The 22,211-nt window shown below is 27.8% G+C and carries 34 protein-coding genes; 2 read left to right on the forward strand and 32 right to left on the reverse strand.

Annotated elements, in window-relative coordinates:
• Positions 1-196: 196 nt before the first annotated feature.
• From WJW32_RS12940 to WJW32_RS12955, 4 genes are all read right to left on the reverse strand, one after another.
• Positions 197-679, reverse strand: coding sequence for a hypothetical protein (locus tag WJW32_RS12940; RefSeq protein ID WP_340258993.1), 483 nt, complete (start codon positions 677-679; stop codon positions 197-199).
• Between the two features lie 94 nt (positions 680-773).
• Complete coding sequence (locus tag WJW32_RS12945) at positions 774-956, reverse strand: hypothetical protein (RefSeq protein WP_340258995.1); 183 nt, start codon at positions 954-956, stop codon at positions 774-776.
• A 43-nt stretch (positions 957-999) separates the two neighbouring features.
• Positions 1,000-1,629 (reverse strand): putative metallopeptidase, encoded by a 630-nt coding sequence (locus WJW32_RS12950; protein WP_340258997.1) that lies wholly within the window; start codon positions 1,627-1,629, stop codon positions 1,000-1,002.
• Positions 1,626-2,162: a Holliday junction resolvase RecU gene (locus tag WJW32_RS12955; protein ID WP_340258999.1), complete on the reverse strand. Its 537-nt coding sequence runs from the start codon at positions 2,160-2,162 to the stop codon at positions 1,626-1,628. Before WJW32_RS12955 ends, WJW32_RS12950 begins: the two co-directional genes overlap by 4 nt.
• A gap of 148 nt (positions 2,163-2,310) precedes the next feature.
• Between WJW32_RS12955 and WJW32_RS12960 the strand changes: the two genes are divergently transcribed.
• The gene (locus WJW32_RS12960) at positions 2,311-2,808 is read left to right on the forward strand and encodes a DUF2569 domain-containing protein (RefSeq protein ID WP_340259001.1); all 498 of its coding nucleotides are present in this window, start codon (positions 2,311-2,313) and stop codon (positions 2,806-2,808) included.
• A gap of 17 nt (positions 2,809-2,825) precedes the next feature.
• On the opposite strand, the gene WJW32_RS12965 is transcribed toward WJW32_RS12960, so the two are convergent.
• The 17 genes from WJW32_RS12965 to WJW32_RS13045 form a co-directional block, all read right to left on the reverse strand.
• Positions 2,826-2,978 carry a hypothetical protein gene (locus tag WJW32_RS12965; RefSeq protein WP_340259003.1) on the reverse strand — a complete coding sequence of 51 codons (153 nt, stop codon included), beginning with the start codon at positions 2,976-2,978 and terminating at the stop codon, positions 2,826-2,828.
• 259 nt (positions 2,979-3,237) lie between these two features.
• The gene (locus WJW32_RS12970) at positions 3,238-3,378 is read right to left on the reverse strand and encodes a hypothetical protein (RefSeq protein WP_340259005.1); all 141 of its coding nucleotides are present in this window, start codon (positions 3,376-3,378) and stop codon (positions 3,238-3,240) included.
• Between the two features lie 13 nt (positions 3,379-3,391).
• Positions 3,392-4,159 (reverse strand): antA/AntB antirepressor family protein, encoded by a 768-nt coding sequence (locus tag WJW32_RS12975; protein ID WP_340259007.1) that lies wholly within the window; start codon positions 4,157-4,159, stop codon positions 3,392-3,394.
• Between the two features lie 15 nt (positions 4,160-4,174).
• On the reverse strand, positions 4,175-4,810 hold the full coding sequence (locus WJW32_RS12980) for a hypothetical protein (RefSeq protein WP_340259008.1): 636 nt from the start codon (positions 4,808-4,810) through the stop codon (positions 4,175-4,177).
• Positions 4,811-4,833: 23 nt separating this feature from the next.
• On the reverse strand, positions 4,834-5,076 hold the full coding sequence (locus tag WJW32_RS12985; protein WP_340259010.1) for an AbrB/MazE/SpoVT family DNA-binding domain-containing protein: 243 nt from the start codon (positions 5,074-5,076) through the stop codon (positions 4,834-4,836).
• 44 nt (positions 5,077-5,120) lie between these two features.
• Entirely contained in the window at positions 5,121-5,381 is a 261-nt protein-coding gene (locus WJW32_RS12990) for a hypothetical protein (protein WP_340259012.1), read from the reverse strand.
• Between the two features lie 15 nt (positions 5,382-5,396).
• Positions 5,397-6,089 carry an ATP-binding protein gene (locus tag WJW32_RS12995; protein ID WP_340259014.1) on the reverse strand — a complete coding sequence of 231 codons (693 nt, stop codon included), beginning with the start codon at positions 6,087-6,089 and terminating at the stop codon, positions 5,397-5,399.
• The gene (locus tag WJW32_RS13000; RefSeq protein ID WP_340259016.1) at positions 6,076-7,152 is read right to left on the reverse strand and encodes a DnaD domain-containing protein; all 1,077 of its coding nucleotides are present in this window, start codon (positions 7,150-7,152) and stop codon (positions 6,076-6,078) included. Before WJW32_RS13000 ends, WJW32_RS12995 begins: the two co-directional genes overlap by 14 nt.
• Before the next feature lie 127 nt (positions 7,153-7,279).
• A complete protein-coding gene (locus tag WJW32_RS13005) occupies positions 7,280-7,438 on the reverse strand; it encodes a hypothetical protein (protein ID WP_340259018.1) in 159 nt (52 codons plus the stop codon).
• A 12-nt stretch (positions 7,439-7,450) separates the two neighbouring features.
• Complete coding sequence (locus WJW32_RS13010) at positions 7,451-8,182, reverse strand: hypothetical protein (protein ID WP_340259020.1); 732 nt, start codon at positions 8,180-8,182, stop codon at positions 7,451-7,453.
• Positions 8,183-8,226: 44 nt separating this feature from the next.
• The gene (locus WJW32_RS13015; protein ID WP_340259022.1) at positions 8,227-8,385 is read right to left on the reverse strand and encodes a hypothetical protein; all 159 of its coding nucleotides are present in this window, start codon (positions 8,383-8,385) and stop codon (positions 8,227-8,229) included.
• Between the two features lie 9 nt (positions 8,386-8,394).
• A complete protein-coding gene (locus WJW32_RS13020; protein ID WP_340259024.1) occupies positions 8,395-8,580 on the reverse strand; it encodes a hypothetical protein in 186 nt (61 codons plus the stop codon).
• A gap of 132 nt (positions 8,581-8,712) precedes the next feature.
• Positions 8,713-8,910 carry a hypothetical protein gene (locus WJW32_RS13025; RefSeq protein ID WP_340259026.1) on the reverse strand — a complete coding sequence of 66 codons (198 nt, stop codon included), beginning with the start codon at positions 8,908-8,910 and terminating at the stop codon, positions 8,713-8,715.
• A 1-nt stretch (position 8,911) separates the two neighbouring features.
• On the reverse strand, positions 8,912-9,448 hold the full coding sequence (locus WJW32_RS13030) for a helix-turn-helix domain-containing protein (RefSeq protein ID WP_340259028.1): 537 nt from the start codon (positions 9,446-9,448) through the stop codon (positions 8,912-8,914).
• Between the two features lie 105 nt (positions 9,449-9,553).
• Complete coding sequence (locus tag WJW32_RS13035; protein ID WP_340259030.1) at positions 9,554-9,691, reverse strand: hypothetical protein; 138 nt, start codon at positions 9,689-9,691, stop codon at positions 9,554-9,556.
• Between the two features lie 50 nt (positions 9,692-9,741).
• Positions 9,742-9,924, reverse strand: coding sequence for a hypothetical protein (locus tag WJW32_RS13040; protein ID WP_340259033.1), 183 nt, complete (start codon positions 9,922-9,924; stop codon positions 9,742-9,744).
• Between the two features lie 100 nt (positions 9,925-10,024).
• The gene (locus WJW32_RS13045) at positions 10,025-10,252 is read right to left on the reverse strand and encodes a helix-turn-helix transcriptional regulator (protein WP_340259035.1); all 228 of its coding nucleotides are present in this window, start codon (positions 10,250-10,252) and stop codon (positions 10,025-10,027) included.
• A 159-nt stretch (positions 10,253-10,411) separates the two neighbouring features.
• On the opposite strand from WJW32_RS13045, the gene WJW32_RS13050 reads away from it, so the two are divergent.
• Positions 10,412-10,831, forward strand: coding sequence for a helix-turn-helix domain-containing protein (locus WJW32_RS13050; protein ID WP_340259037.1), 420 nt, complete (start codon positions 10,412-10,414; stop codon positions 10,829-10,831).
• Between the two features lie 290 nt (positions 10,832-11,121).
• Here the strand turns inward: WJW32_RS13050 and WJW32_RS13055 are convergent.
• From WJW32_RS13055 to WJW32_RS13110, 11 genes are all read right to left on the reverse strand, one after another.
• Positions 11,122-12,485, reverse strand: a protein-coding gene (locus WJW32_RS13055) for an IS3 family transposase (protein WP_445330246.1) whose coding sequence is annotated in 2 segments (ribosomal slippage) — positions 11,122-12,017 and positions 12,017-12,485 — 1,365 coding nt in all. Because the reading frame shifts where the segments join, the coding sequence is not laid out codon by codon here.
• A gap of 111 nt (positions 12,486-12,596) precedes the next feature.
• Positions 12,597-13,346, reverse strand: coding sequence for a hypothetical protein (locus WJW32_RS13065; RefSeq protein WP_340259041.1), 750 nt, complete (start codon positions 13,344-13,346; stop codon positions 12,597-12,599).
• A gap of 29 nt (positions 13,347-13,375) precedes the next feature.
• Entirely contained in the window at positions 13,376-14,062 is a 687-nt protein-coding gene (locus tag WJW32_RS13070; RefSeq protein ID WP_340259043.1) for a hypothetical protein, read from the reverse strand.
• Positions 14,037-15,209 (reverse strand): hypothetical protein, encoded by a 1,173-nt coding sequence (locus tag WJW32_RS13075; protein WP_340259045.1) that lies wholly within the window; start codon positions 15,207-15,209, stop codon positions 14,037-14,039. The genes WJW32_RS13070 and WJW32_RS13075 overlap by 26 nt, the downstream gene beginning before the upstream one ends.
• A gap of 461 nt (positions 15,210-15,670) precedes the next feature.
• Positions 15,671-18,844: an HD domain-containing protein gene (locus WJW32_RS13080; RefSeq protein ID WP_340259047.1), complete on the reverse strand. Its 3,174-nt coding sequence runs from the start codon at positions 18,842-18,844 to the stop codon at positions 15,671-15,673.
• Positions 18,845-18,984: 140 nt separating this feature from the next.
• Complete coding sequence (locus WJW32_RS13085) at positions 18,985-19,482, reverse strand: DUF4231 domain-containing protein (RefSeq protein WP_340259049.1); 498 nt, start codon at positions 19,480-19,482, stop codon at positions 18,985-18,987.
• 206 nt (positions 19,483-19,688) lie between these two features.
• Positions 19,689-19,922, reverse strand: coding sequence for a hypothetical protein (locus WJW32_RS13090; protein ID WP_340259051.1), 234 nt, complete (start codon positions 19,920-19,922; stop codon positions 19,689-19,691).
• Between the two features lie 238 nt (positions 19,923-20,160).
• Positions 20,161-20,754, reverse strand: coding sequence for a DUF1349 domain-containing protein (locus WJW32_RS13095; RefSeq protein ID WP_340259053.1), 594 nt, complete (start codon positions 20,752-20,754; stop codon positions 20,161-20,163).
• 81 nt (positions 20,755-20,835) lie between these two features.
• Positions 20,836-21,090: a DUF7669 domain-containing protein gene (locus WJW32_RS13100; RefSeq protein ID WP_340259055.1), complete on the reverse strand. Its 255-nt coding sequence runs from the start codon at positions 21,088-21,090 to the stop codon at positions 20,836-20,838.
• Positions 21,091-21,271: 181 nt separating this feature from the next.
• Positions 21,272-21,427 (reverse strand): hypothetical protein, encoded by a 156-nt coding sequence (locus tag WJW32_RS13105; protein WP_340259057.1) that lies wholly within the window; start codon positions 21,425-21,427, stop codon positions 21,272-21,274.
• A 154-nt stretch (positions 21,428-21,581) separates the two neighbouring features.
• Positions 21,582-21,836 carry a hypothetical protein gene (locus WJW32_RS13110; protein WP_340259059.1) on the reverse strand — a complete coding sequence of 85 codons (255 nt, stop codon included), beginning with the start codon at positions 21,834-21,836 and terminating at the stop codon, positions 21,582-21,584.
• Positions 21,837-22,211: the final 375 nt, after the last annotated feature.

The raw sequence follows: 22,211 nt of genomic DNA on the forward strand, positions 1-22,211 counted from the left end.
ATAATTTTATTAAGGCATTCATTTTAATAATCTCTTTTCTTTAGGATTTAATTATTAAATTATATCCTATTTATAAATCGAAATCAACTAACAGTGGAAAGAACCAATCTTTTGTTGACATTTATATTCAATAGCTGAAACAAAATTGATGTGAGATTGTTTCATTTCTCTACACTACTATAATACCATGGCTACCCTAAGAAATGTGGCAGTTTTCGGGAAGTAAAAGTGAAGTATACCCAAATATACCTAAAGATAATTTCCCTATAGAAACTTTCCTCTTTTCCTTGCACCATCTTTCACTGTATTTTGCTATACCAGCTACCTGCCACCATTGTAATCCATCTATGTACCTTAACTTAATTATTTTTCTTTCATCTTCATTAAGAGCATCTAATGCCCTGTCTATTTTGTCTATCTTGTTCTGAGTTTTCATAATCTGCTTTTCTAACCTATTAATACTTTCAATATTAGCTATAGCTTCTTCCTCTGTAGTACAAACAATATTGTATGTTGGAGAAGACTTTTCCTTGTCATATCTAATAGCACCAGTACCTACAGTATCAGTTTTTAACTCCTGAATCTCTGATTTTAGATTTTCAACACTAACTTTGAGCATCTTATAGTTGTAAAGTATCCACTCGGTTTTTTTGTATGTATCTTTATTTTTTCTTTTCATAATTTATTCCCCTCTCATTATTTATGTCTAAAATAAAAAAGGACACTCCTAGCCTATATTAGACTTAAGAGTGTCCGCTGCTTGTACAGTAGGACTAATATGCTTTTTTTCTATTTCTTAAAGTGTAATCCATTTGAAGATTACCCTTGTGATTGTTTATCTCTATATTTATATAATCTAGCTTATTGTCATTCTCTGCTGAGTCTAGCACGCAATCTATAAATGATACCATCTGATCTCTCAACATTTCTTTTTTATTCTGCTCGTTTAAATCCATTTCGCTCCTCCTCTAAATTTTCCTATTATTGCCTGAGAAATATCTATTTTACCATTCTTAATGTTTCAAACATATCTACCTGTCTACCTGCTTTTTTAACTTCATCCCAATGCATGAAATCATCATCTAGTATGTTTTGTATCACCTCTTGTGTACTCGCCCAATCTTTACCTAGAGTAGCTACCATGTTACCCCAATCCTCTATATCATGATTTATTAGGTCCCCATCTTTATCTATATGTCTAAGCTCATGATATAGTAACCCTATAATTTGACTAGTACTCATTCTTTCTATGTAGTAATTTCTAGTTTCCAAAACATATTCATACCCAAGCATTGATTCAAGTTCTTTGTTTGCTTTTTTAATTCTAGCCATCCATGGCTGCTTAGCACTCCCCAAACTCCACTCCATATCCTCAATAAAAAGTATGCTCTTAGTTTTTATATGCTCTAACTCTTTAAACTTTTCAACTAGCTTATCCGCTATAGATCTATATGTATAATTCTTTATCCAATGTCTACTTCCATATTTAGCATTGTCTAACTTTCTTATGAATCTAAGATTTCCCCCATCATGTATATTAGTGAGTGATATATTGTAACCACCTGTAAAATCTATATTTTCTAATTCTTCTCCAGTGTCTTTGTCCACTACTATCAATTTCTTTTTCATATTGCTCCCTCCAATCCCTCAAGATAATCAAGAACTATTCCGTTTCTTGAGTTAACCTCTCTCATGATATTTGTTGGCATGTAGTTAAATCCCCTCTTGCCTTTGTTAGCTTTCCATCTATCCCAATAATCAATGACTATGGATCCTGATATTAAGTATCTCTTATCATATTTCTTCATGTAGCAAAGTATGAAACTTATTTCCCCCATTGTCAGCGCATTTCTTATATATTCAATTTGGTGTGGCTCTATATGTTTAAGAGGTAATCCCCTTTCATCTTCTGATTCCTTACAGTCAAAGCTTATAGAAAGTCCTGGTTTAACTGTTCCCCTAAAATCTAGAGTTGATTTTTCTACAGGAAAGGCTGATACTATTTTCTTTCCTTGTCTCTTTACTTGCCATGGCGTACTAATCTTTTGTATTAAAGCTATTCCTCTATTTTTATAACCTTCATTTGATTTTATTATTTCTTCCTCAAATAACTTCCCTTTGTTGGCCATCTTGTAATTCTTTTTATAGCTTGTATCTCTCAAAATATCACCTTCCTAATTCTTAATTTATATATTTATATAATCGCAAAATCACTTAAATCAATTTCCATAAAAGTTAAACTTTTACATTGGAATCTGATATAATATCTTATTGTAAAAATATGTTTAATATCAAAAGGAGGTAATTTACATGTCTACTAATAATATTGATGAAACAGATAATGTTGAAGAAGTAGAATATAAAGGATTGGGAGGTTGGTTGATACTTCTTGGAATTGGTATAGTATTAAACCCCTTAAATTCAATATTTTCAACTTATACTATATTTAAAGCCTGCTTTTCAGAAGGTAGATGGTCTATATTAACTTCCCCTACCAGTGAAACTTATCATGTATTACTTAAACCAACTATTATTTTTGAATTTGCTACAAACATTATTATGATAATTCTTTCATTGACAGTTTTAGTTTTATTTTTTAAAAAGTCTAAACATTTTCCCAAAGCATGGATAATCACTTTTATATCCGTAATACTTTTCTTAGTGATTGATATAGTTCTATGCAATCAGATGCCATCAATCCCTGTAGATAATCTATATAATCAACTATTTAAAACTATAATTCCATTCGCAATTTGGGGGACATATTTAAAAACGTCTAAGCGAGTAAAAAATACCTTTGTAAAATAATCTTTTAAGAGATTACATTAATTTGTAATCTCTTTATCTTCTATTTCTAAATCTCTATTTATAGTAAACCCATACTTATTTGCTATAGCTTCTACGAATACCAGATCACACTCTGTGTATGCTGACATATCAGCTATAGTTTCTAGTAGATCTTTTATATCTTCATTCATATCCTAATCCCTTCGCACAATCTTATTTTAATGTTGCTTATTTCCGTAATATTTTATATAATTACCTAAAATTTATTAGGATGTGATATTTTGAAAAAATCAACAGTTTGTATGCTTGTTTTTATATTTGCTATATTTGTAACTTCAACTATTACTCATTTCAAATCACGTTTATTTGGCACTATTTTAAGTTCAATTATTTGCTTCTTATATATCCGTTATATAGTAAACAGAGAACTCTAAAAGTAACGTTAAAATCTTATTTAAACTCGTTTCTTTTTAACTGTGTATTCCTTTTCAGTTCTTCTCTCACTTCTTCTATAACCTCCAACCATGGCCTATGATTTTCCTCTTCAATCCTCTTTTGAATAATCTCAACTGCTTCAAGTAAAACTCCCATATCCACCACCTCTTTATGCTACATGTTTTATGTAAAGCTGATTTACTATGTTTATGTATATCTCTTTTAACTTCATATCTAATTGAATAGCATCTAAGTAATTAGCTTTATCTATTGCAGTTCTAGTAGATCCATTAAGGGCCATTCTGCTTCTTAGATTCTCAAGTCGTTGCTTTAAATTGCATCTAGCTCGTTCTTGAAGTAATCTATAACTTTCATCAACAAACGTCTTGTAGTCTCCATGCTTAAGACCAATTTTTCTAAGCTTTCTACCGACTTCTTTTCTCCAGTCCTCTTCTCTGTTTACTATGGTATCTTTTATATCTGTTATTTGGCTCTGAGTTTCTTGTATTTTATTCTCTAGCTCCTTTTGTTTTTTATCCTGTATTACAAGTTGATTTATTGTTTGTTGAAGTATCTCCAGTTGTGATTGAGGTTTATTAAGTTCTTTATACTTTTTCTCAACCTGTATAAAATATCTTCTAATTAACTTTCCTTGAGTATTATTTTCTACCATGGCAATCTCTTTAGCAGCATCAATCTTAAATATGTAATCTAGCTTCCTTCCGCCGTTTTCTAATAAATTAGAAACCGATATATAGTCCTCATTTTCAATGAAATCATATCTTTCAATCCTATTTTTTATCCAATCGGCAAACTTTGATTTAACTTTTAAAAACTCATATAAATCTCTTATGTTTACAACCTTTTCTTTGTTATCCGTAGTTTCCATTACAGGTATTAAACCATTTTCAAGCAAAGTTAAGTTATTCAAGTACATCCTCTCCTCCTAATTTTAATTTTGTAATATATCAAATATAGAAATTTGTACTGGTTGATTTATAGTAAGTGCTACAGTATGTTTTATTTCTTGTTTTGTTTTTTCGATTTGATTTGTTCTTTTAGGTATATTTACATTTGATTTATACATAGATTTAGATCCTACATATTCTACTGCAGATAATAAGCCATGGCTCCTTAAACTATCTCTTAACTGAATAGCTGTATTTTCTGTAAATCCTCTAATATTGTAATTGTGTATGTTGTATTTACCTTTGCCTAGAGTAAGTATTACTTTGCAGTAAGCAGGATCTTCTTCACTTCCTATTTCATCTATACATTTACTTTTTTCAATGTAATCTATTACCTGGATAGATTCATTTGTAAGTTGACTCTTTAGTTCTTCTCTTTCGCTATCACTTAACCTATAGCTCCAAGATCCGTAACTACTGCGCTTTGATATGTAAAGCAGCCTATTTTCAATAACTATAAATGTTTTATCTGACTTCTTTTGAGGCTTATAATAAAAGTTTATTCCTGATTCTAGCTTTACTCTGTAGTTACATTCTTTTCTTAATTCATCTAGTGGGTTTATACATTTCCCTTCTTTGGAACATTCCATATATCTATAACAGCAAGATATCATTCCCATAACACTGACCCCTTAATTTCAAATTAGATACTGCTTAATTTGCATATGCATTTATTGCATATATTCTTACCTTCAAAATGCTTTATGTCTTTTGCATTCCCACAGAATACACATGCAGGTTCATATTTTTTAAGAATTACCATGTCTCCATCAACATATATTTCAAGTGAATCCTTGATGTCTATATTTAAATTTCTTCTCAATTCTATAGGTAATACTATTCTTCCTAATTGATCTACTCCTCTAACTACTCCTGTTGCTTTCATTCTCAATCTCCTCCAATTTATTTTTATATTTTTCATGCTCTTAATTAAGCTAATTTAATTTTCAATTCTTCTTTTGGTGTGTATTTACTAAAGCATTCTCTTAGTCCTGATTTATGTTCAAATACATATAGATTCTCAGTTTCACATATGAATCTTAACTTTTTCTTATTTAATTTTCTTCCTCTTTTGTCTTTTAAGTCATAACAGCTAGATACTGTTATTTCTACTAAGTACATAGTTCCTGGATATAATTCTAATTTTGCTATTTTCTTAGGTGTCATTCTTTTACTTAAAGCTCTTACCATTGCTCTTCCCCCTTGCTAAATAGCTACTTTGTTTAATCTGTGATTGAAGTTTTTGCCTACAAAATCAATCATTCTGCCTTCACATTTTTCTATGATTCTGCTTCCTATAGCTTCATCAATATTTAACAGCTTGTCTGATGTATATTCGCTAGATACTATCATTGGAGAACCTTTTAAGTATCTGTAATTTATAATCTCAAACATGATATTTATATCAGTTTCGGTGATCTTGCCTTTGAATAGATCATCAATCAAAAGAACTGTTGCATTCTTGTATTTCGATATCTCCCTTTGGTAGTAATATTCATCAAGCATGTTTTGTTTAAGGTGAGTTATCACGTCTCTGTACTGCATGTATAGGACCCCTATGTTCTTACTCATTAGGTTATTAGCTATAGCAATAGATAAATGTGTTTTACCCGCTCCCACTTGACCTAAAAAGGCTATAGAATTTGATACGTTATCTCTTATTCCTTCAAAGTCTTTGCAGTACATAAGAGCTGTTATCTTTGTTTTTTGAAGTTCGCGGTTCCCCTTATCTTGAAATGTCTCAAAGGTCTTTTTTCTAAAGGCTTCGGATATCCCTGAGTTTCTTAGGATTGTCTCATAGAGCTTTCTTTCTCTGCATTCACAATATTCCATGGCATCAAGCTCTGGGTTATATACCAGCTCCTTATCCTTACACTTTGAGCATTTAAAAGAGTCCATTTTCTCGCATCCATTGGTTAAGTTCTTCTCCTGATAATTGCTCAAGTCCGTTTGTCTCTGGTGGCTTTGGTTTGTATCCTTGGTACTCTTTATCAGTGCTTGTACTCTTTGTTCCAGTGCCTGTATATTTATTTGGTTCATTTGGCTTCACCTCTTGATTTTTAGATTTAACCGTATCAAATTGTTTCTCTCGACCTTTCGATTGTCTATTTTGATAATCCCTCATGTAAGCTTCAACAGCTTCTAGAGTTAGTAAGTTATTCTCTCTCCACCTTTTTAGCACACCTTCGATATAGGCTAGATATCTCTTTGAGTTACAAACTGCTATTTCAATTGCTCTTATGATTAATCTATAATCCATACCATCATCATCCAGATAAGCTATTAACTTTTGAGCTTCGATTGGAGTTATTGGATGAATGTTTTGATCAAACACTTTTTTGATTTCTGAAAACTCCTTATTACTACTACTACAAAAACTCTTTGTAGTAATCTTTGGTATTGCTCCGTCACTGTGTCGGTGTGAGCCGTCATCATGACTTTTTAAATCGTCATTTTGACTTTGCGAAATGTCACTCGGAGAATTGCTATCGTCATTTTGTCCTTTGTTAACTTTTAAAGCTTCATAATAAAAATTAATGTCTATTTTATAATTTTGTAATGTATATCCTTTTTCAAATAAGGCTTTTATTAAATTTATAAAATTTACTCTATATTGATATGTTCTGTCATACTTATATTTAGGATTTCTTCTTCTATCTAAGTAGCCTTTTTCAACTAAGTTATCTAATTTACGGCTTATCGTTTTTTCTGAAGCTATATCCATTAATTCTTCTTTTAGTTCCGATGCTTTTTTATAGATCCATCCATTGTTTAACTCTTGTATTGATTCACTTTTTTCTTGATATTTTTGAACTCTTTCATTTTCTTCGCTTATAAATTTATCAAAATCTTGTACTTTTTCACTCCAATAAATCATTTGATTTAATAAAATAGCTTCTAACATTTCACCTGTTATAGCTATATACTCTTCTTTGATTACAACTTTTCTAAGTTTCTCCATCTTCTCACCTGCTCTTGTATAAAATTTGTAAAATTCGTTCATGATTTAAATAAGGTTATTTTTAAAATTTTAGCCTTAGGGGAGTTTTATAGTCCCTCCCCTTTAAAACTTCATAGCTTTTTTCCTTCTACTCCCACCAATTCATTTCCATTCTGGTGGGAGTTTTAATTTCTATAAGGTTAGTACCTTCTATTTCTATTAACTCTATTCCTAAAGGCTGTGGTGAACTCTCAAAGCCATAGTAATCTATATCCTGTTGTAAGCTTAATCTCTCTATTGGGTCCATATCTTAAACCTCCTAGCTTAATGGACTTCCTTCAAATTCATCTTTTAACTTAGACTCTATTTCTTCACATATCTTGTTATAGTCCGTTTTCTTAACATCTTCACTTGATGTATATCCATATTTTCCGATTATCTCTTTTACTGTATCTACGCTTCCTTGCGCTATTGCGAACATTCTCTTAGCTTGAGCTTTGCTTATCGTTCCTGATGTATCTGTATATGTTTGTTTAGAACTTTCATCTATGTTTGTCCCATTCAAGTCCATATCTTCAAGATCTTGAGTAAATATATCTGATAAAGAAGCTACTAATAACGTTGCATCTACTAAGCCTCTTTTCTTAGCCATCTTCAATACTGTGTTATCTATGGTAAATGGATCTAGCTTTTTATATTTGCTTTCTCTAGTGTTACAAGCTCCTAAGCCTTCTGTAATTAGCATTTCATTTTTGTATAATCTACATCTAACTTGATATTGAAAAAATCCATTCTCAAAGTCTCTTGTTGAATCTACTATTTCAAATTCACTTCTAAGTCCAAGTAACATTAGTATCTTTTCTGCTCCTGGCTTAAGTAAAGTTGGTTTTTTAGTTCCAGGTACTACTCCAAAATCATGATTTTGTCTTAACGTCTTTTGTATTACTGATTGCATTTGACCTATTTTAGTCATTGTATTTGCTAATTGATTAAGATTAACCGAATCTATTATTGATACTGGACTTGGCATTACTTGTATCTCATTATTCATTTTTTTATTCCTCCTACGGTTATTTGATTTAATCTCTTTTTTATCTAAGCCGAAATATCTATATTGTTAACCTGTTCTTTTTCTAATCTATTCTCTAGCTCTCTTATAGCTTGTAGGCTAAGATGTAAGATTCTATAATGTTTTGTATCATCAACATTCATCTTAGCTTCTTCAAGCTCTCTCTTTAATTCATTAAGAGTCATTTTTCCCTCCTATGCTGCATTCATTTTACGTTCAAGTTCATTCAATCTATTTACAAACCAATCTCTTGTATCAGCTAAGTAATTCTTTAACTCTAGTTTTGTAACTTCATTTATAGCCTTATCAAGTTCTTTGATCTCGTGTTTACATTCATTTATTTCTTCCAGTACTTCTAGCGGTACATATATCATCTTCATATCTCCTCCTTAGTTTTTTTATAAACTTTCTAACTTTTTTATAAAAATTATTGTTTGAGACATTTTTTTCGTGTTATAATTCAAATACGTTAATTTAATATTCAACATTTCTTAAGACTTTTAAGTGGCTGCTTAAAGGTCTCTTTTTATTTCTGCTAGCTTTTCATCTACTATTGAATCTATGTTATCTAGAATCTCTTCAAAGTTATCAAAGTTTCCTTTTTCTTTAGATACTTTAAATAACACCTTTATAGATTTTATAGTTTGTGATTGATCTGCTAGCTGTGAGTATTTCTCGTAATTAATCAGAAACTTTATATGATTAACCATCTTAATGTCTTCCCCCTATTTGAGTGTATGACTTAGAAATCACCTTTTTCTGAATCCGTTTATTTATGCTTTTAATAGAAATACCTATTTCTTCTTCAACTCCTACTAAGAGCATTCTCTTCCATCCAATTGGATCTGCTATTTGTTCCATCAAATCACTTATTCTTGTAATTTGTTCTTTGGTGTATTCCTTGCCTGTCATATTCTCAAGGACTATATTAAATAGTTCCTTTTGTGCTTTAATGGATTCTTCTTCCTCTTCTATGTTCTTTGCTATAAGTCTTATTAGGTCGCTTTTAATTCCTGAATAATATGGTGTAACAATTAAATCTGCATCTAGTTCATTTACAATTTCAAGTCTTAATCTGCTACTATCCAATATGTCTGGTATCTTCTTTTTTATATCTATTGGGATTTCTCTTTTTCCTGCTTCCCACTCTGACATATCTGATTGAGACACATTCAATGAAATTGCTAATTGTTCTTGAGTTAAGTTCTTTCTTTTTCTTTCACTCTTCATTAGAATCCTATAGCACATTTCACACACCCTTTCTATTTAGTTTTCAAATATCTGTTGACTATAATATTTGTAATGTCTATATTTCTCTGTAGCTTTATTCCAAGTCATTTTGCTACAATTAAGTTAACGATAAACGTTTAATACTTTTAGCATCCTTCCTTGTAAGATTGCTTCTTCTAATTTAGAAGTTAAATCTCTAGCCTTACATTTAAATACATATCTTCTTACTCTCCCCTCCTTCTGTCCTTCCTTAATTGTCATATCCTCACCTCCTTTCAGAGCTTGTACTACTTTTTTGAACTAGTCAGTTTTTATACTGACTGTAGTTTTCTCTCTTTGTACAATTCAATAATTTCATCAATCGTATCTGAAGGAAGTGAAGTATATAATATTTTGGCTACAGCTCTAGCAGCTCTGTTATCAAATTCTTCTTGATTTTCTTTTGTTGGATAATTTACTGTAACTGTAAACTCTTTTTTTGGTCTTGCAGCCATAACTAATCCTCCTTTCTGATAGATGCTTATTGATAAAGCTTATGAATTGTAAATTTTGTCCTATTACTCTATATAGAACATATCTCCTAATCTAAGTTCTTTATGAAGCTTTATTGCTTTTTGTTCCTTTTCGGCACATCACATTTAAAAAAATATCATCTTTTTCATAACCTAATGCTTTTTTTATTTTTGAAGCTACTAGAAAAGAAGGATTTTTCTTTCCTAACTCAATGTTTGTATAGCTTGATCTCTTAATTCCAATAATTTCTGCTAAAGATTCATGAGTTAACCCTTTTTTTATTCTAAGTTCTTTTAGTTTATTTCTCATACTCTCACCTCCTTAGTGTCATTTAGGAACATTTCTTAATTTAATTACAGTGTCTAAAAGACACATTGTCAATATGTTTTTTGAAAAAGTTCATTATCGGAACTTTTGTTTATTTTAGACACATTTTTGTTTAAAATGTTCTTATAGGAGGTGATTTTCGTGCCATTTGGAGACATATTAAAGCTACTAAGAGAAAATAGAGGATTGACTCAACAAGGTCTAGCAGATGTGTTAGGAGTTGGAAGAGCAACTATAGCAGGCTATGAAACTAAAGGAAAGCAACCCGATTACGAAAAATTAAAAATAATAGCTAATTACTTTAATGTTACAATAGATTATCTTTTAGGAAGAACTGATAACCCAAAAGGATATATTGAACATGAAGGAAATTTACATAAAGATAATACAGAGTATAAAGCTTATGATGAAATCTTTCAAATACTACGTGAAAGGCTTGAAGAAGAAGGCATAGTTGAAAAAGGCCAACCTGTAAGTAAAGAGATTATAGAAATGTTGCTTAAGTTTGGATCTGAAGCTGCTATGGAAATATTAAAGGCTAGAAATAAAGAAGATATGTAATCGACTACATACCCTTCTTTATTTTTTTTATGATTTTTTCTATGTATATTTGAATTTCTTTATCATTTAAATCTCTTATATATGATAATTCTTTTTTTAACTCCTTAACTTCCTGTTGCATATTGAAATTCTCCCCTCATTTATATTTTGAATGAAAGAACAGTTTTGTATTTAACCCGAACATACGTTCGATAATATATTACAATTATATCCATGATTTTACCCTTGGTCAAGAGAAAATAAAAAAGCATCTAAAATTGATCTGACACCAAAAAGTTAGACATATAAATTTAAGCTGCTTCTAAAGACTGAATCCTGTATTCTATAGGACTCAGTCCTTTTAGTTTGCTCTTAATTCGTTTTGTATTATACCAGTGTATATAATCTTCTAATTCTCTCTTGAAATGATCTATGCTAGTGAATTCTTGTAAGTAAAGAAGCTCTGATTTTAATAATCCAAAGAAGTTTTCCATAACAGAATTATCAAGACAATTTCCCTTTCGTGACATACTCTGAATAATACCTTTTTCCTTTAGTTGATTTTGATAACTTTTCATCTGATATTGCCATCCCTGATCTGAGTGAAATAGTAAATTTTCAAGATGTATATGTTTTTCGAAAGCTTTATCAAGCATAATTTGAATCTGTTTATACGTTGGTCTATCTGTAATTGAGAAACTAACTATCTCACCATTATAAAGATCTAATATAGGTGATAAATATACTTTTTGACCAAACAAAGAAAACTCTGTAACATCAGTAACCCACTTTTGATTTGCTTTGGTAGCTTTAAAATCTCTCTCTAATAAATTTGGAGCGATTTTACCTACTTTTCCTCTGTATGATCTATATTTTTTAATTCTAACAAGACATATAAGACCAAGTTGTTTCATTAGTTTTTGAACGGTTTTATGATTGATAAGATGACCTCTTTTTCTAAGCGCTATAGTGATTCTTCTGTAGCCATATCGTCCTTTGTTTTCATGAAATATTTCATTAATCTCTTCTTTAATTGTGGCATATTTATCTGCTTTTTCTAGATTCTTTAAATGATAGTAGTATGTACTTCTTGAAAGTTTTGATATTAATAATAAAACTTCCAATGGATATTCTTGCCTTAATTCAGTTACTATCTTTGTTTTTTCCTTGTTTTTAAGTTCTTCTTCTCTTGAACTAAGGCGTTGTATTTTTTTAAGTAAGCATTTTCTGCTCTTAATCGCTGAACTTCAGCAATTAAATCTTCTTCAGTTTCTTTTGATATATACTTTTTTAGATTATTCTTTGATTTTTCATTCATATCTTTTCTAGAACGTCCTCGTCGATCAACAAGGAGTCCATCCGCTCCTTCTTCATAATATATACGTTCCCAGTTAATCAATGTACTACGTGAAGGAATGCCTAATTGGGCAGACGCTTCATTCAATGACAAATGGTTCTTATGCATATATTCTACAGCATGTACTTTAAATGCTCCAGTATAAGTTTTAGTTTTCATTACTAATCCTTCATATCCATGAGCTTCATACATTTTCAACCATCGCTTTGCTATAGAATTACTAACATTTAATTTTTTTGCTGCTAAACCAATAGAATAATTTTTTTGTTCGATTAATTGAATTAGTTCTTTTTTTATTTCAATATTATATTTCGTCATATAAAAAGTGCACCTCCGAAAGTTAGATGTATGTCTAACTTTTGGGGTGCACTTCAAATATAGATGCTTTTTACAATATTAAACCTACATAAATTAGTCATATTATTCTTTTTATTCTATAAGAGTATATTCTTTATTATCGATAATAATACGTCCCGTTTGTAATTCTTTTAACAACAGTGTGAATTTTACAATTCCCTCAGGTGCTTCTTTTAGATACATTTTGATTATTCCAATATTAAATCCTTTTTTTATAGAAAAATTTATATTATTTATTGAATATCCTTGTTTACAATTATTTAATTTATTGAAACTAATAGTATTTATATTTCTACTATCTAGGCAAATCTCTTCTTCAAACATCATTGAATTTATACATAAAGAATTAATATTTAATTGATAATCTTTTACATCACAATTATCATTATTAAGTACCAATATTAAATATCCAATCTGATTAGTTTGAATAAACATATGATCTATAAATTCTAACATCATTTTTTTATTAATATTATCTAATTTAGTAGAAATACTTTCTATTTTTTCAATATCTCTTATTTTTTCATTTATATGTTCAAAATTACTAATAGACTGTTGTATATTAGTAATTTTATCTAATATTTTTCCATTCAAATTATCTTCTATGGTTTCTAACTTAACAAATTTTTCATCAATAATTAGTTTAAGTATAAGAAATAAAAAGATTAAACATAAAATAATGGAAGAAATCGATACAACTGTAGAATATTTACTTATCCATCCTTGAAATACTCCTCCTATTGCAGTAATAGCTCCTGTTATAATTGCAAAATACATTAATATTTTGTTGTTTACTTCTCTTAATGTTCTACTTTTAAACATTTATTTTCTCCTAAAAATTGGTATTTTGATTATTTATTAATAAATAGAACGAATTCTTTTAATATTTGTATATGGTCTTCATCTGAAATATATTTACTTACTTCTATTTTATTATTGACCTTCAATGTTACCAAAAAATCTTTATTCGTAGGCTGAAAAACGCAACTAAGTATTTTCACTTCCTCATCTTCAATAATATCTAAAAATTTTTCCGAATTTTGTATATTACTACCATGAATATTTACAGAATTAATCATAGCATTTAATTCTTCTTCATAACCAACAGACAAACTTAGAATATTATCACAAACTCCATTATCTAAAAGACTAGATAAAATATTCTTATTTAATACCTCTATAATCTTAAATTTTGTTTTTATCAAATAATCATTCCAATTCCTAATATCATCGCAAATTATTAAAAATTTATTTATGTTCTCAAATAAAATAATTTGGCAATATTCTTCTTTTTCCATATTTTTCTGTAAAAATTGTAAGATTTTTTCTTTTTCTTCATGCTCTCTTGTATTTTGAATTTTCGACCTTAGTTCTAGAAAATCTATTGCTCCATTATTAACCATTCTAGAAATTTTATATAAATATATATTTGGTTCTATCTCATTTACCAATTTCAAGTTTTCTATATTTTTGAAATCATCTATATTTTCAAATCCAAAGAGCCATGAATAACTATGAGCTAACTTTACATTCCTCATTTTTATTTACTCCTAACAAATTTAAAATTTTTAGTTCATTTTTCAAATTGCCATTCAAATAATTCTCCATAAATATCCTTTTCAATTCATTATATGCTTTAATAAGAATTATTCTTTCTAAATCTTTATTATTTTTAATAAAAATTCGAGCATAGTCACCTTTATAATCGATTCCAGCTTCTACATAATGTTTTATGTTGTTTCCATTTTCACTTATAGTATTATATTCTAATATAAAATTAATGTATAGTATAGTTCTTCCTTGTAATATCTTTTCTTTAATTTGACTATGTTCTAATAAATTTTCTCCATATATATTTATAGAGTCTATCCTAGAACTTAAATCTATACTATTTCTTTCTTCATGATCGAATAATATATCATTTACTCTAAATCCAGAGAAAGCATATTTCATATTTTCTAATTCATATACAATATCTAATAACTTCAACGTAACAGGATTAACTTTATTCAATTTATCTATAGAATTTATATCTATAAAATCTATAGATAAATTTTGGTATAGTTCTGGTTTACCTAATTTTAATTTATTATCATAAAAATGATACATTAAAAATTCTCGTATAACAGTTTTTAGTCCTTTATATATATTTACATTCTTAGTTTGAATATATATAAATCTTTTTTCTAAGTCTATTTCAACATTAGCCTTTATCTCGCTCTCATATGACTTACTTTTTTTACTTTTAGCATCATATACATATTGATGTTTAATTTTCATCACCATAAATTTTATATATTCATTTACTATTTCAACATTTTCAATAAATCCAATTTCCTCATTTTCCTCATTCTCTTTATTCTCCATATTATTTTTGTTAAATCCTTCTATAGAATTCTTTATATCCTCTTTAGAAATCATATTATATCGTGGAGTATCAAAAACAATAAAAAAACCATCTAAGACATCTAAATTTGGATTAAAAGCTGTATCTCGCAATTCTGTATATAAAGTTTCATTACCTTGCCTTATTATATGAATTAATTTTTCTTTAATATCCTTAATTTTATTTTTATGCTCAATAACTACACCGTTATTAGCACAGATTCTTATAATATCTAATTTATTTAAAATCCTTAATGAGTGTTTCAAAGTAATAATTTTATCTTCTATTCCTTTCTTCATTACAAAAGCCCCTCTCTTGTTTATCAAAAGCACAATTACTAGGTATATATATCTATACTATACCAAAATGTACCATGTTTTTCAATTATATGACACATTTGTGGAAATATAGATTTATTCTGTTACAAGCATATTTCATTATAGGACTAACTGTAGGAAATACTAACTCTATAAAAAATATATGCTATATCAGAAAGCTTAAGTTTAATAAAATGGAATTATTAACTTTGATGAACTGGTAGATTATTTCTACGTTACTGAGGAATTTATGATGCAGAAATTTAAGTTTATGGCTAAACATAAAATTACTTGGGAGCTTGATGATAAGAGATGCTTGTATTTATATAGTTACCTTCTAAAATTACCCCTTCTGATTTAGTTCAGAAGGGGTTTAACTTATAATAGTATGAATGATTTTATAAAGGTATGTAATTAAATCTGTTTTTAAAAATTTATTGAAATTAAAAGCTTATATAACAATTATAGTCTATTTTTTCATAAATTCCTTCTCTAGAATTTAAATTTTCTTCAAATTCCTTGATGATAAAATTAATATACTCTTTATATTCTTCTTTAACTAATAAATTTAAAAGTGTATTCAATAGATGCTTATAATTTTCCTCTGCATCTTCAAGAACTAACTCATTACATTTTGAAATATATTCTACATTTTTTCTATAAATGTCTCCTCTATATATAGAATCTAAAAATTGTTCTTTGTCAAATTTATGTGTATTATTGGATTTAATTATTTTTTTTAATATTTCTCTCTCTTCTGTAGTAAACGGAAGCTCTATGTATTTACACTTGTAATCATTATAATATATCCTATTAGATGAGATAGTTGTACTAATTTTAGAAAATTTTTTATTAGCTCTCATGCAACGATAATCTTTATATACAGCTAATATAAAATCGTATAAAAATATAAAGTCATCTTTTTCATACTCAACATTAATATTGTTTGTATAAAAAGGTTTTGCCTTTATACAACGATAGTATTTATTTCCAACACTTCCAATAAACACCTTTGAAATTTGGTGAGATAAAATATGTTTTTCTTTTATAGCCTCATCCTTTAAAAATACACATTTATCCAGTTCTTCAGATAAATCTAGTATTTCTTTTCTATCGATTCCATCACATATATCTTTATCAATTTCATCTATTAAGAAATAAATATATTTTCCATTTATATCACAAAATTTATACATTTTATTTTCACTACAATCTTGTTTTAATTTCAAATAATTATCAAATGTATAATTATTTAATTCAGCATTATATTTTTCCAATAAATCTTCTGTTCTATAATTATAATATGTTGATATTTGAAATATTTTTATTAATACACTGCCTAATCTATTTTCTTCATCTATAACTTTGTCTAAAAGTTTTTTTAATGTATTTTCAATGCAAGTTTCATAAGTTCTTTTAAATTCTCTTTCATAACTTTTTTTAATATCATTTCTACTTATAGTTAATATTTTTTCAGCATCATTTGCAAGTATATTAATCGAAAAATCAATATTTCTATATAGACCATGTCTATCTTGCAATGAATACTTTATAATTTCATCTTTAACGAACACATTCTTAAAAAATATAGATCGATTAAATCTATAATGACTATAATCATATTTCCCATAAATATAATTCTTCTCTTTAGGTTGAACTATTTCTACATTGCAAATACACATAGTTTTTTCATCATAATATTCAAAAAAAATATTTTCAACTTTATTTTCTAACTCCCCCACACAAGCCTTTTCAAGATAATTACTAAAAATACTTTCATATTTCATTATCTTCTCATAATTACTCGTGTATAATTTTTCACATTCAACTTCAACAGAAACATAATCTCTGTACTGTAACCTTCTCAATAAAAAAGGTGCTCTATTCTTATCAATATTATTTAACTCATAATCTAATGCATTAATAATCAAATTGCATTTAGGTTCTGTTTTGTAAAAATATTCCGAACACTCTAAATCGTCAATATTTATTTTACCTGAATCAATTTTTATAATAATTTTAGTTCCTCGCTTAAAATATTGTTTATATTCATCTACAATAATATAGCCCCTATTATTACTAATATTCTCTAGTATGATACTTTTAGCAGGTTCATCATCTGTTTTAGTTATTATCTGAAAACTATCTGTTAAAAGAAAAATAGACTGTAATCCCAAACCGAATGAACCAGATGGTTTTATCCATTCTGGCATAGATTCTATTATTTTTTTCTTTTTATAATTAGACTTATTTCCTATATTGGAAAGATATTTAAGATCTTCTATACTTATACCGGTTCCATTATCTATGATTTCTACAACAACATTGTTTTCTTTATCAATTGAAATCTTTAATTTTATTATATATTCTGAAATTTTTTTTAATTTAGGATGGTTCGGCTGGGTACTGCAATTAAATTCATATTTATTTTCAGTATGTAGCTCTTTCCAAACTTGAATTATTGTTGCATCCACAGCGTTTTGTATAATTTCTCTTAAACATACATACTTATTCTTATAAATATTAGCTCCTTGTAGAAGTTCTATCGCTCTTTTTTGAGATATAGTGAAGTTTAAATCTGAATATTCTAGCCACTTTGTATCCCCGTTTAAATATAACTCTTTTTTAAGCAAAGACGGGGCATTACCAAAATTTTCAGGTGAAATTTTATTCCATTCTAAGGATATGAATTTAACTGCATCGTTTATCCAATTTATCCAATCTCTCATAACTCTATATACTTTACGATCATCACAATCAGATACAATTTCAATACCATTAGGATAGACTAGGAAATGCTTAATAGATTCATGCTTTTTAAAATGAATTTCTGAATCTACTGGTATGGGAATAACTGCTTCTAGTAGATGTTTATTAAATCTATTGGTATCTAAATCTAATAAGTCGCCTAAACACAACATTGAAGCAATCAATCTTGGATGCATATAGTCATTTGTCATTCCATTTGTTTTTGATGGTAATTTTAATATGTTATCAATATCTTCTTGATGTAATTTGCAAATTTCACATAGAGTATTAACAAATCTAATTCCAATTGTCCTATCTATTTGAAATTTTTCTATTAAATATTTTTTTATTATATCTCCGCTTCTTTTTGCATGATTTTTTCTAAAATAATCTTCAATAATAAAGGTTATCCAATTATATACTTCTATCGATTTTACATAATCATATCTTTCTATACTTCTACTATTAAAATCAAAATTTAGTAGTTTTTGTGCTACATCACTTAAAGAATTTGCTCTATCATTTGATAGTTTTATAAGATAATCTTGATATTCCTTACTTTTTAAAAAACGTTCAACTTCTTCATATTTTATTGCCATGCCTAAATCGTGACAATAAAATGCCATTAACATCACTAACGTATCTGTTACGGATAATTGTGATATTCTTTTTGCTCCTAATAATCTTTCAATTTGTATACATATTGTTTTAGAATGTGAAGAATCGTGTAAACTAAAATGTGGAAAATAAATAGATATATTATCTAAAATTTTACCTATTTCTCTTTTTAAAAACTTCCATGTTTCATATAAATCCATATTTCTTTTACTATTCTCAGCTAGAAGTTTTAAATGATTTTCTAAAGTCATATCTACATCTCCCTTGATTTTTTTAATAATCTACCTCAATTATATATTGAAAACTATTATCTTATATTTTAATTTTGATTCAAGTTTATATTAATTTATATATGTCTGTTTAGTATCATCGTTTATATATTTTTTTATGACTACTTTTCTTGTTCCATGTTATTATTAAACTCTTTATCTTTACCTTCTTTAAATTTATCTTCCCAAAGCCCTCTTTCACCCGAGACTATTAATTCTATCTTATTTACAAATAAGCATTCTCTATTTTCTCCATTGTATGGATTACATTTGTTAATAAATAATATACATTCAGTCTTCATTAATTCTGCAAATTTTCTATACCTAAACCATGTATCTTTAACATTAACTAAAGTAAGAATACTTGCTATAACACCAGCTAGTCCAGAAATAGAAGATACAGTAAGTCTACCATTAGGACCGGTCCACATTTGATTTATGATTGGAATACTTGCATTTGCTATTATAATTACTATGCTCATTAAGTAATATGCTCTTTTGTAACATGTCGCTTTTTTTACATCCCATACTAATAATTGCTCTACTCTTTGTCTTATTACTTCATTTTCAATATTTTTTGTCATATCTTTTACTGCTTGGATTTCATCTTTTAATTTCAAAACAATTCCCCTTTCCATTGTATTTCTAGGTACATTTTACCATAATATAGAGTATTTTTATACTTATTGTATATTTGTGCAAGAAAAAACAGTAGCTTTGGTTGGCTACTGTTTTGGTTATTTGTGTTTATATAGTTTTCCTATAATTAGTATTATATTTTACCTATATGTCAAAGACATATTTTAATACTTAACATTAAATTTTATTATTTTTCTTCAGATTTCCACTTTTTATAGTTATATATTGCTTGAATAACAAAAAGAATACAACAAAATACTATTACTTTGTTTGGGCATATAGGTACAAGTAACAATAAAACAGGCGAACACCATAATGTTCTAATAAATTTTCTTCTATAACTTAAGTTCCAATAAAATAATTCAAACCCCTCATCAACTTTAGTAGAACTATTACTTTTCCTAGAATCTCCTTCATTCAAAACAATCCCCGCCTTTAAATCTAAAATGTAAACGATTTAATACTCAATAATAATTGTAATTTATAATCATATACAATATATACCTAATGAATATGTATTTAAGAATTAATAAAATACATTACTTATTGTATTTATTTTATATCTAATGTAGTAAACTACATGCAATTAATGTATTATGCAATTTAATTATTATAAATTAATAAGTATTTTAAAAATAATACAAAGCATATTTCTTGTTTTATAATTTATGTTCTTTCCATAAACAATTTGTCATCTTCATTTCAGTAAATGTAGCCTTAAAAGAATTTTTACTTGGCGAACATGCAAGTAGTCCAAAATTAATTTCTTTCTCACCTTCAAATAAGTGGAAAATTCTCATCTGCTTGAAGTTTACACCATCAAAGGAATTTTCAAGGCAGTAATCACTTTCTCGCCTGCTTAATCTATACCACATATATTTTACAGACGCTCCTATATCTGTAGTTGCCCAATCAGAATATCCATGATTCGTTACCACACTTCCAAGCCACGCAGTATTATTGTCATGAAATTCTATTCCTGCTTTTACCCAATTTTCACTATTTTGATAAATTACAACTCCACATTGGTCAAACAATTCTGTACTATTAAACTCAGCCTTTACTGTAAATGAAAAATATCTTTCATCTGTTGTCATGTAAAGAACGTGTGCATTATCATTTCTAAATCCATAATAAGTTCTTTGCCAAAAATCAGTATTAGGATCTGTTATAATTTCAACTCTATCATTTTCAATTACATAATTTTGAGGTTCGAAAAACCATTTTAGATCTTTTACATTAAATTCATACACGATAATCTCTCCTTAAGAAAATATATTCAATTCTTGCTACGCATCTATATACAATTTCGTACTTTATATTTTTCATATAGCTTACATATTAATAATTCTATAAATTCCTTTATCAATTCTTTCATAATCATCATATACAGTTTCATGATTATTAGGTACATTAATACAGCATCTTGATGTTATGTGTGTTCTAATTGTACTTTCTTTATATGTACTTCCATGGCTTTTCATATAATCTACTACTTCTTTTACGGTAAATTCATTTACCCCTTTATTATTAATTATCTGTTTTATTGTATATAATAGCTCATCTCTGCAAGTGGTTTTTTTATTCATAGTTATTACCTCTCTTTTGTATTCTTCAAAACTTTCGCTTCTATATTTTACCACTTATTTGTACTTATTGTATATTTGTGCAATATAAAACAGTAGATTTGGTTGGCTACTGTTTTGATGTAAGGCCTTTTTAATTCTATCTCTTCAAGTTTATTATTGATTCAACAGTATTTATGAAATATTATTTCTTTCCCTTTAATAATTCTACAATTTCGGTAAGCTTCAAAGAAATTTCAAATAAAGCTCCTAATAGAGCTCCTGTTATAGCTCCATAGCTTCCTCCCAATAAAAAATCTCCAACTATACTAAAAATAAAAACTAAAAACAGAAATGACATAAATTCAACTCCCCCCCAATATCTAATGTCGTACATCCTATACCTACTTATTTCGCTACATTTGTAAATAGACTACATGTAATTTAATTACTATAAATTAGAACACACTTCTCTATTGCACCTTAATCATTTCTTTTAATATTAACCTTTTTAATTATGAGTTTAATATATTTGAGTATTTTTTTTCATTTTTATTCCAATTACTATTTCCTCCAATGAGACCTCCAATAAATCCACCAATAGCTGGAGCAATTATTGTAGCTGATGTATAGTTATTATGTGAGTATATAGTATATATACCAGCTAATATACCTCCAATACTACCTGAAACAGCATATGTTATGTTATGAAGTAAACGTCCTCTTTTTCTTGTTTTACTCCATTTTTGAAAAAATTTTCTATTATCCATAAATTTATATAACCTCCTAATTTACTACATCCAATAAGATTATTTTGTTGTACGAATTTTACATTTTGTCATATTTCTTTCCTCTAGGTATCTATAACTGTTCCTTTAATTTTTATTCTCTTCTTCAACAATCAAGTTAAAGTGAATTCTTAAATATCATAAATGTTTTTCATGTATATAGCTTTCATTCATTTCTAGATGTATTTTATCATAATATGGCATATATTCATACTCATTGTATATTTGTACAATAAAAAACAGTAGCTTTGATTGGCTACTGCTTTGGTTATTTGTGTTTATGTAGTTTGTGTTTATGTAGTTTGTGTTTATATAGTTTGCCTATGATTGGTGTTTTTGAGCGTATGTAAAAACAAA

The sequence above is a fragment of the Tepidibacter sp. Z1-5 genome (assembly GCF_037844525.1).
Classification (GTDB): Bacteria; Bacillota; Clostridia; order Peptostreptococcales; family Peptostreptococcaceae; genus Tepidibacter_A.

Bases quoted from the DNA above. Each gene is read 5' to 3' on its own strand.
- WJW32_RS12940 (WP_340258993.1), bottom strand. From the start codon at position 679: ATGAAAAGAAAAAATAAAGATACATACAAAAAAACCGAGTGGATACTT.
- WJW32_RS12945 (WP_340258995.1), bottom strand. From the start codon at position 956: ATGGATTTAAACGAGCAGAATAAAAAAGAAATGTTGAGAGATCAGATG.
- WJW32_RS12950 (WP_340258997.1), bottom strand. From the start codon at position 1,629: ATGAAAAAGAAATTGATAGTAGTGGACAAAGACACTGGAGAAGAATTA.
- WJW32_RS12960 (WP_340259001.1), top strand. From the start codon at position 2,311: ATGTCTACTAATAATATTGATGAAACAGATAATGTTGAAGAAGTAGAA.
- WJW32_RS12965 (WP_340259003.1), bottom strand. From the start codon at position 2,978: ATGAATGAAGATATAAAAGATCTACTAGAAACTATAGCTGATATGTCA.
- WJW32_RS12970 (WP_340259005.1), bottom strand. From the start codon at position 3,378: ATGGGAGTTTTACTTGAAGCAGTTGAGATTATTCAAAAGAGGATTGAA.
- WJW32_RS12975 (WP_340259007.1), bottom strand. From the start codon at position 4,159: ATGTACTTGAATAACTTAACTTTGCTTGAAAATGGTTTAATACCTGTA.
- WJW32_RS12980 (WP_340259008.1), bottom strand. From the start codon at position 4,810: ATGGGAATGATATCTTGCTGTTATAGATATATGGAATGTTCCAAAGAA.
- WJW32_RS12985 (WP_340259010.1), bottom strand. From the start codon at position 5,076: ATGAAAGCAACAGGAGTAGTTAGAGGAGTAGATCAATTAGGAAGAATA.
- WJW32_RS12990 (WP_340259012.1), bottom strand. From the start codon at position 5,381: ATGGTAAGAGCTTTAAGTAAAAGAATGACACCTAAGAAAATAGCAAAA.
- WJW32_RS12995 (WP_340259014.1), bottom strand. From the start codon at position 6,089: ATGGACTCTTTTAAATGCTCAAAGTGTAAGGATAAGGAGCTGGTATAT.
- WJW32_RS13000 (WP_340259016.1), bottom strand. From the start codon at position 7,152: ATGGAGAAACTTAGAAAAGTTGTAATCAAAGAAGAGTATATAGCTATA.
- WJW32_RS13005 (WP_340259018.1), bottom strand. From the start codon at position 7,438: ATGGACCCAATAGAGAGATTAAGCTTACAACAGGATATAGATTACTAT.
- WJW32_RS13010 (WP_340259020.1), bottom strand. From the start codon at position 8,182: ATGAATAATGAGATACAAGTAATGCCAAGTCCAGTATCAATAATAGAT.
- WJW32_RS13015 (WP_340259022.1), bottom strand. From the start codon at position 8,385: ATGACTCTTAATGAATTAAAGAGAGAGCTTGAAGAAGCTAAGATGAAT.
- WJW32_RS13020 (WP_340259024.1), bottom strand. From the start codon at position 8,580: ATGAAGATGATATATGTACCGCTAGAAGTACTGGAAGAAATAAATGAA.
- WJW32_RS13025 (WP_340259026.1), bottom strand. From the start codon at position 8,910: ATGGTTAATCATATAAAGTTTCTGATTAATTACGAGAAATACTCACAG.
- WJW32_RS13030 (WP_340259028.1), bottom strand. From the start codon at position 9,448: ATGTGCTATAGGATTCTAATGAAGAGTGAAAGAAAAAGAAAGAACTTA.
- WJW32_RS13035 (WP_340259030.1), bottom strand. From the start codon at position 9,691: ATGACAATTAAGGAAGGACAGAAGGAGGGGAGAGTAAGAAGATATGTA.
- WJW32_RS13040 (WP_340259033.1), bottom strand. From the start codon at position 9,924: ATGGCTGCAAGACCAAAAAAAGAGTTTACAGTTACAGTAAATTATCCA.
- WJW32_RS13045 (WP_340259035.1), bottom strand. From the start codon at position 10,252: ATGAGAAATAAACTAAAAGAACTTAGAATAAAAAAAGGGTTAACTCAT.
- WJW32_RS13065 (WP_340259041.1), bottom strand. From the start codon at position 13,346: ATGTTTAAAAGTAGAACATTAAGAGAAGTAAACAACAAAATATTAATG.
- WJW32_RS13070 (WP_340259043.1), bottom strand. From the start codon at position 14,062: ATGAGGAATGTAAAGTTAGCTCATAGTTATTCATGGCTCTTTGGATTT.
- WJW32_RS13075 (WP_340259045.1), bottom strand. From the start codon at position 15,209: ATGAAGAAAGGAATAGAAGATAAAATTATTACTTTGAAACACTCATTA.
- WJW32_RS13080 (WP_340259047.1), bottom strand. From the start codon at position 18,844: ATGACTTTAGAAAATCATTTAAAACTTCTAGCTGAGAATAGTAAAAGA.
- WJW32_RS13100 (WP_340259055.1), bottom strand. From the start codon at position 21,090: ATGAATAAAAAAACCACTTGCAGAGATGAGCTATTATATACAATAAAA.
- WJW32_RS13105 (WP_340259057.1), bottom strand. From the start codon at position 21,427: ATGTCATTTCTGTTTTTAGTTTTTATTTTTAGTATAGTTGGAGATTTT.
- WJW32_RS13110 (WP_340259059.1), bottom strand. From the start codon at position 21,836: ATGGATAATAGAAAATTTTTTCAAAAATGGAGTAAAACAAGAAAAAGA.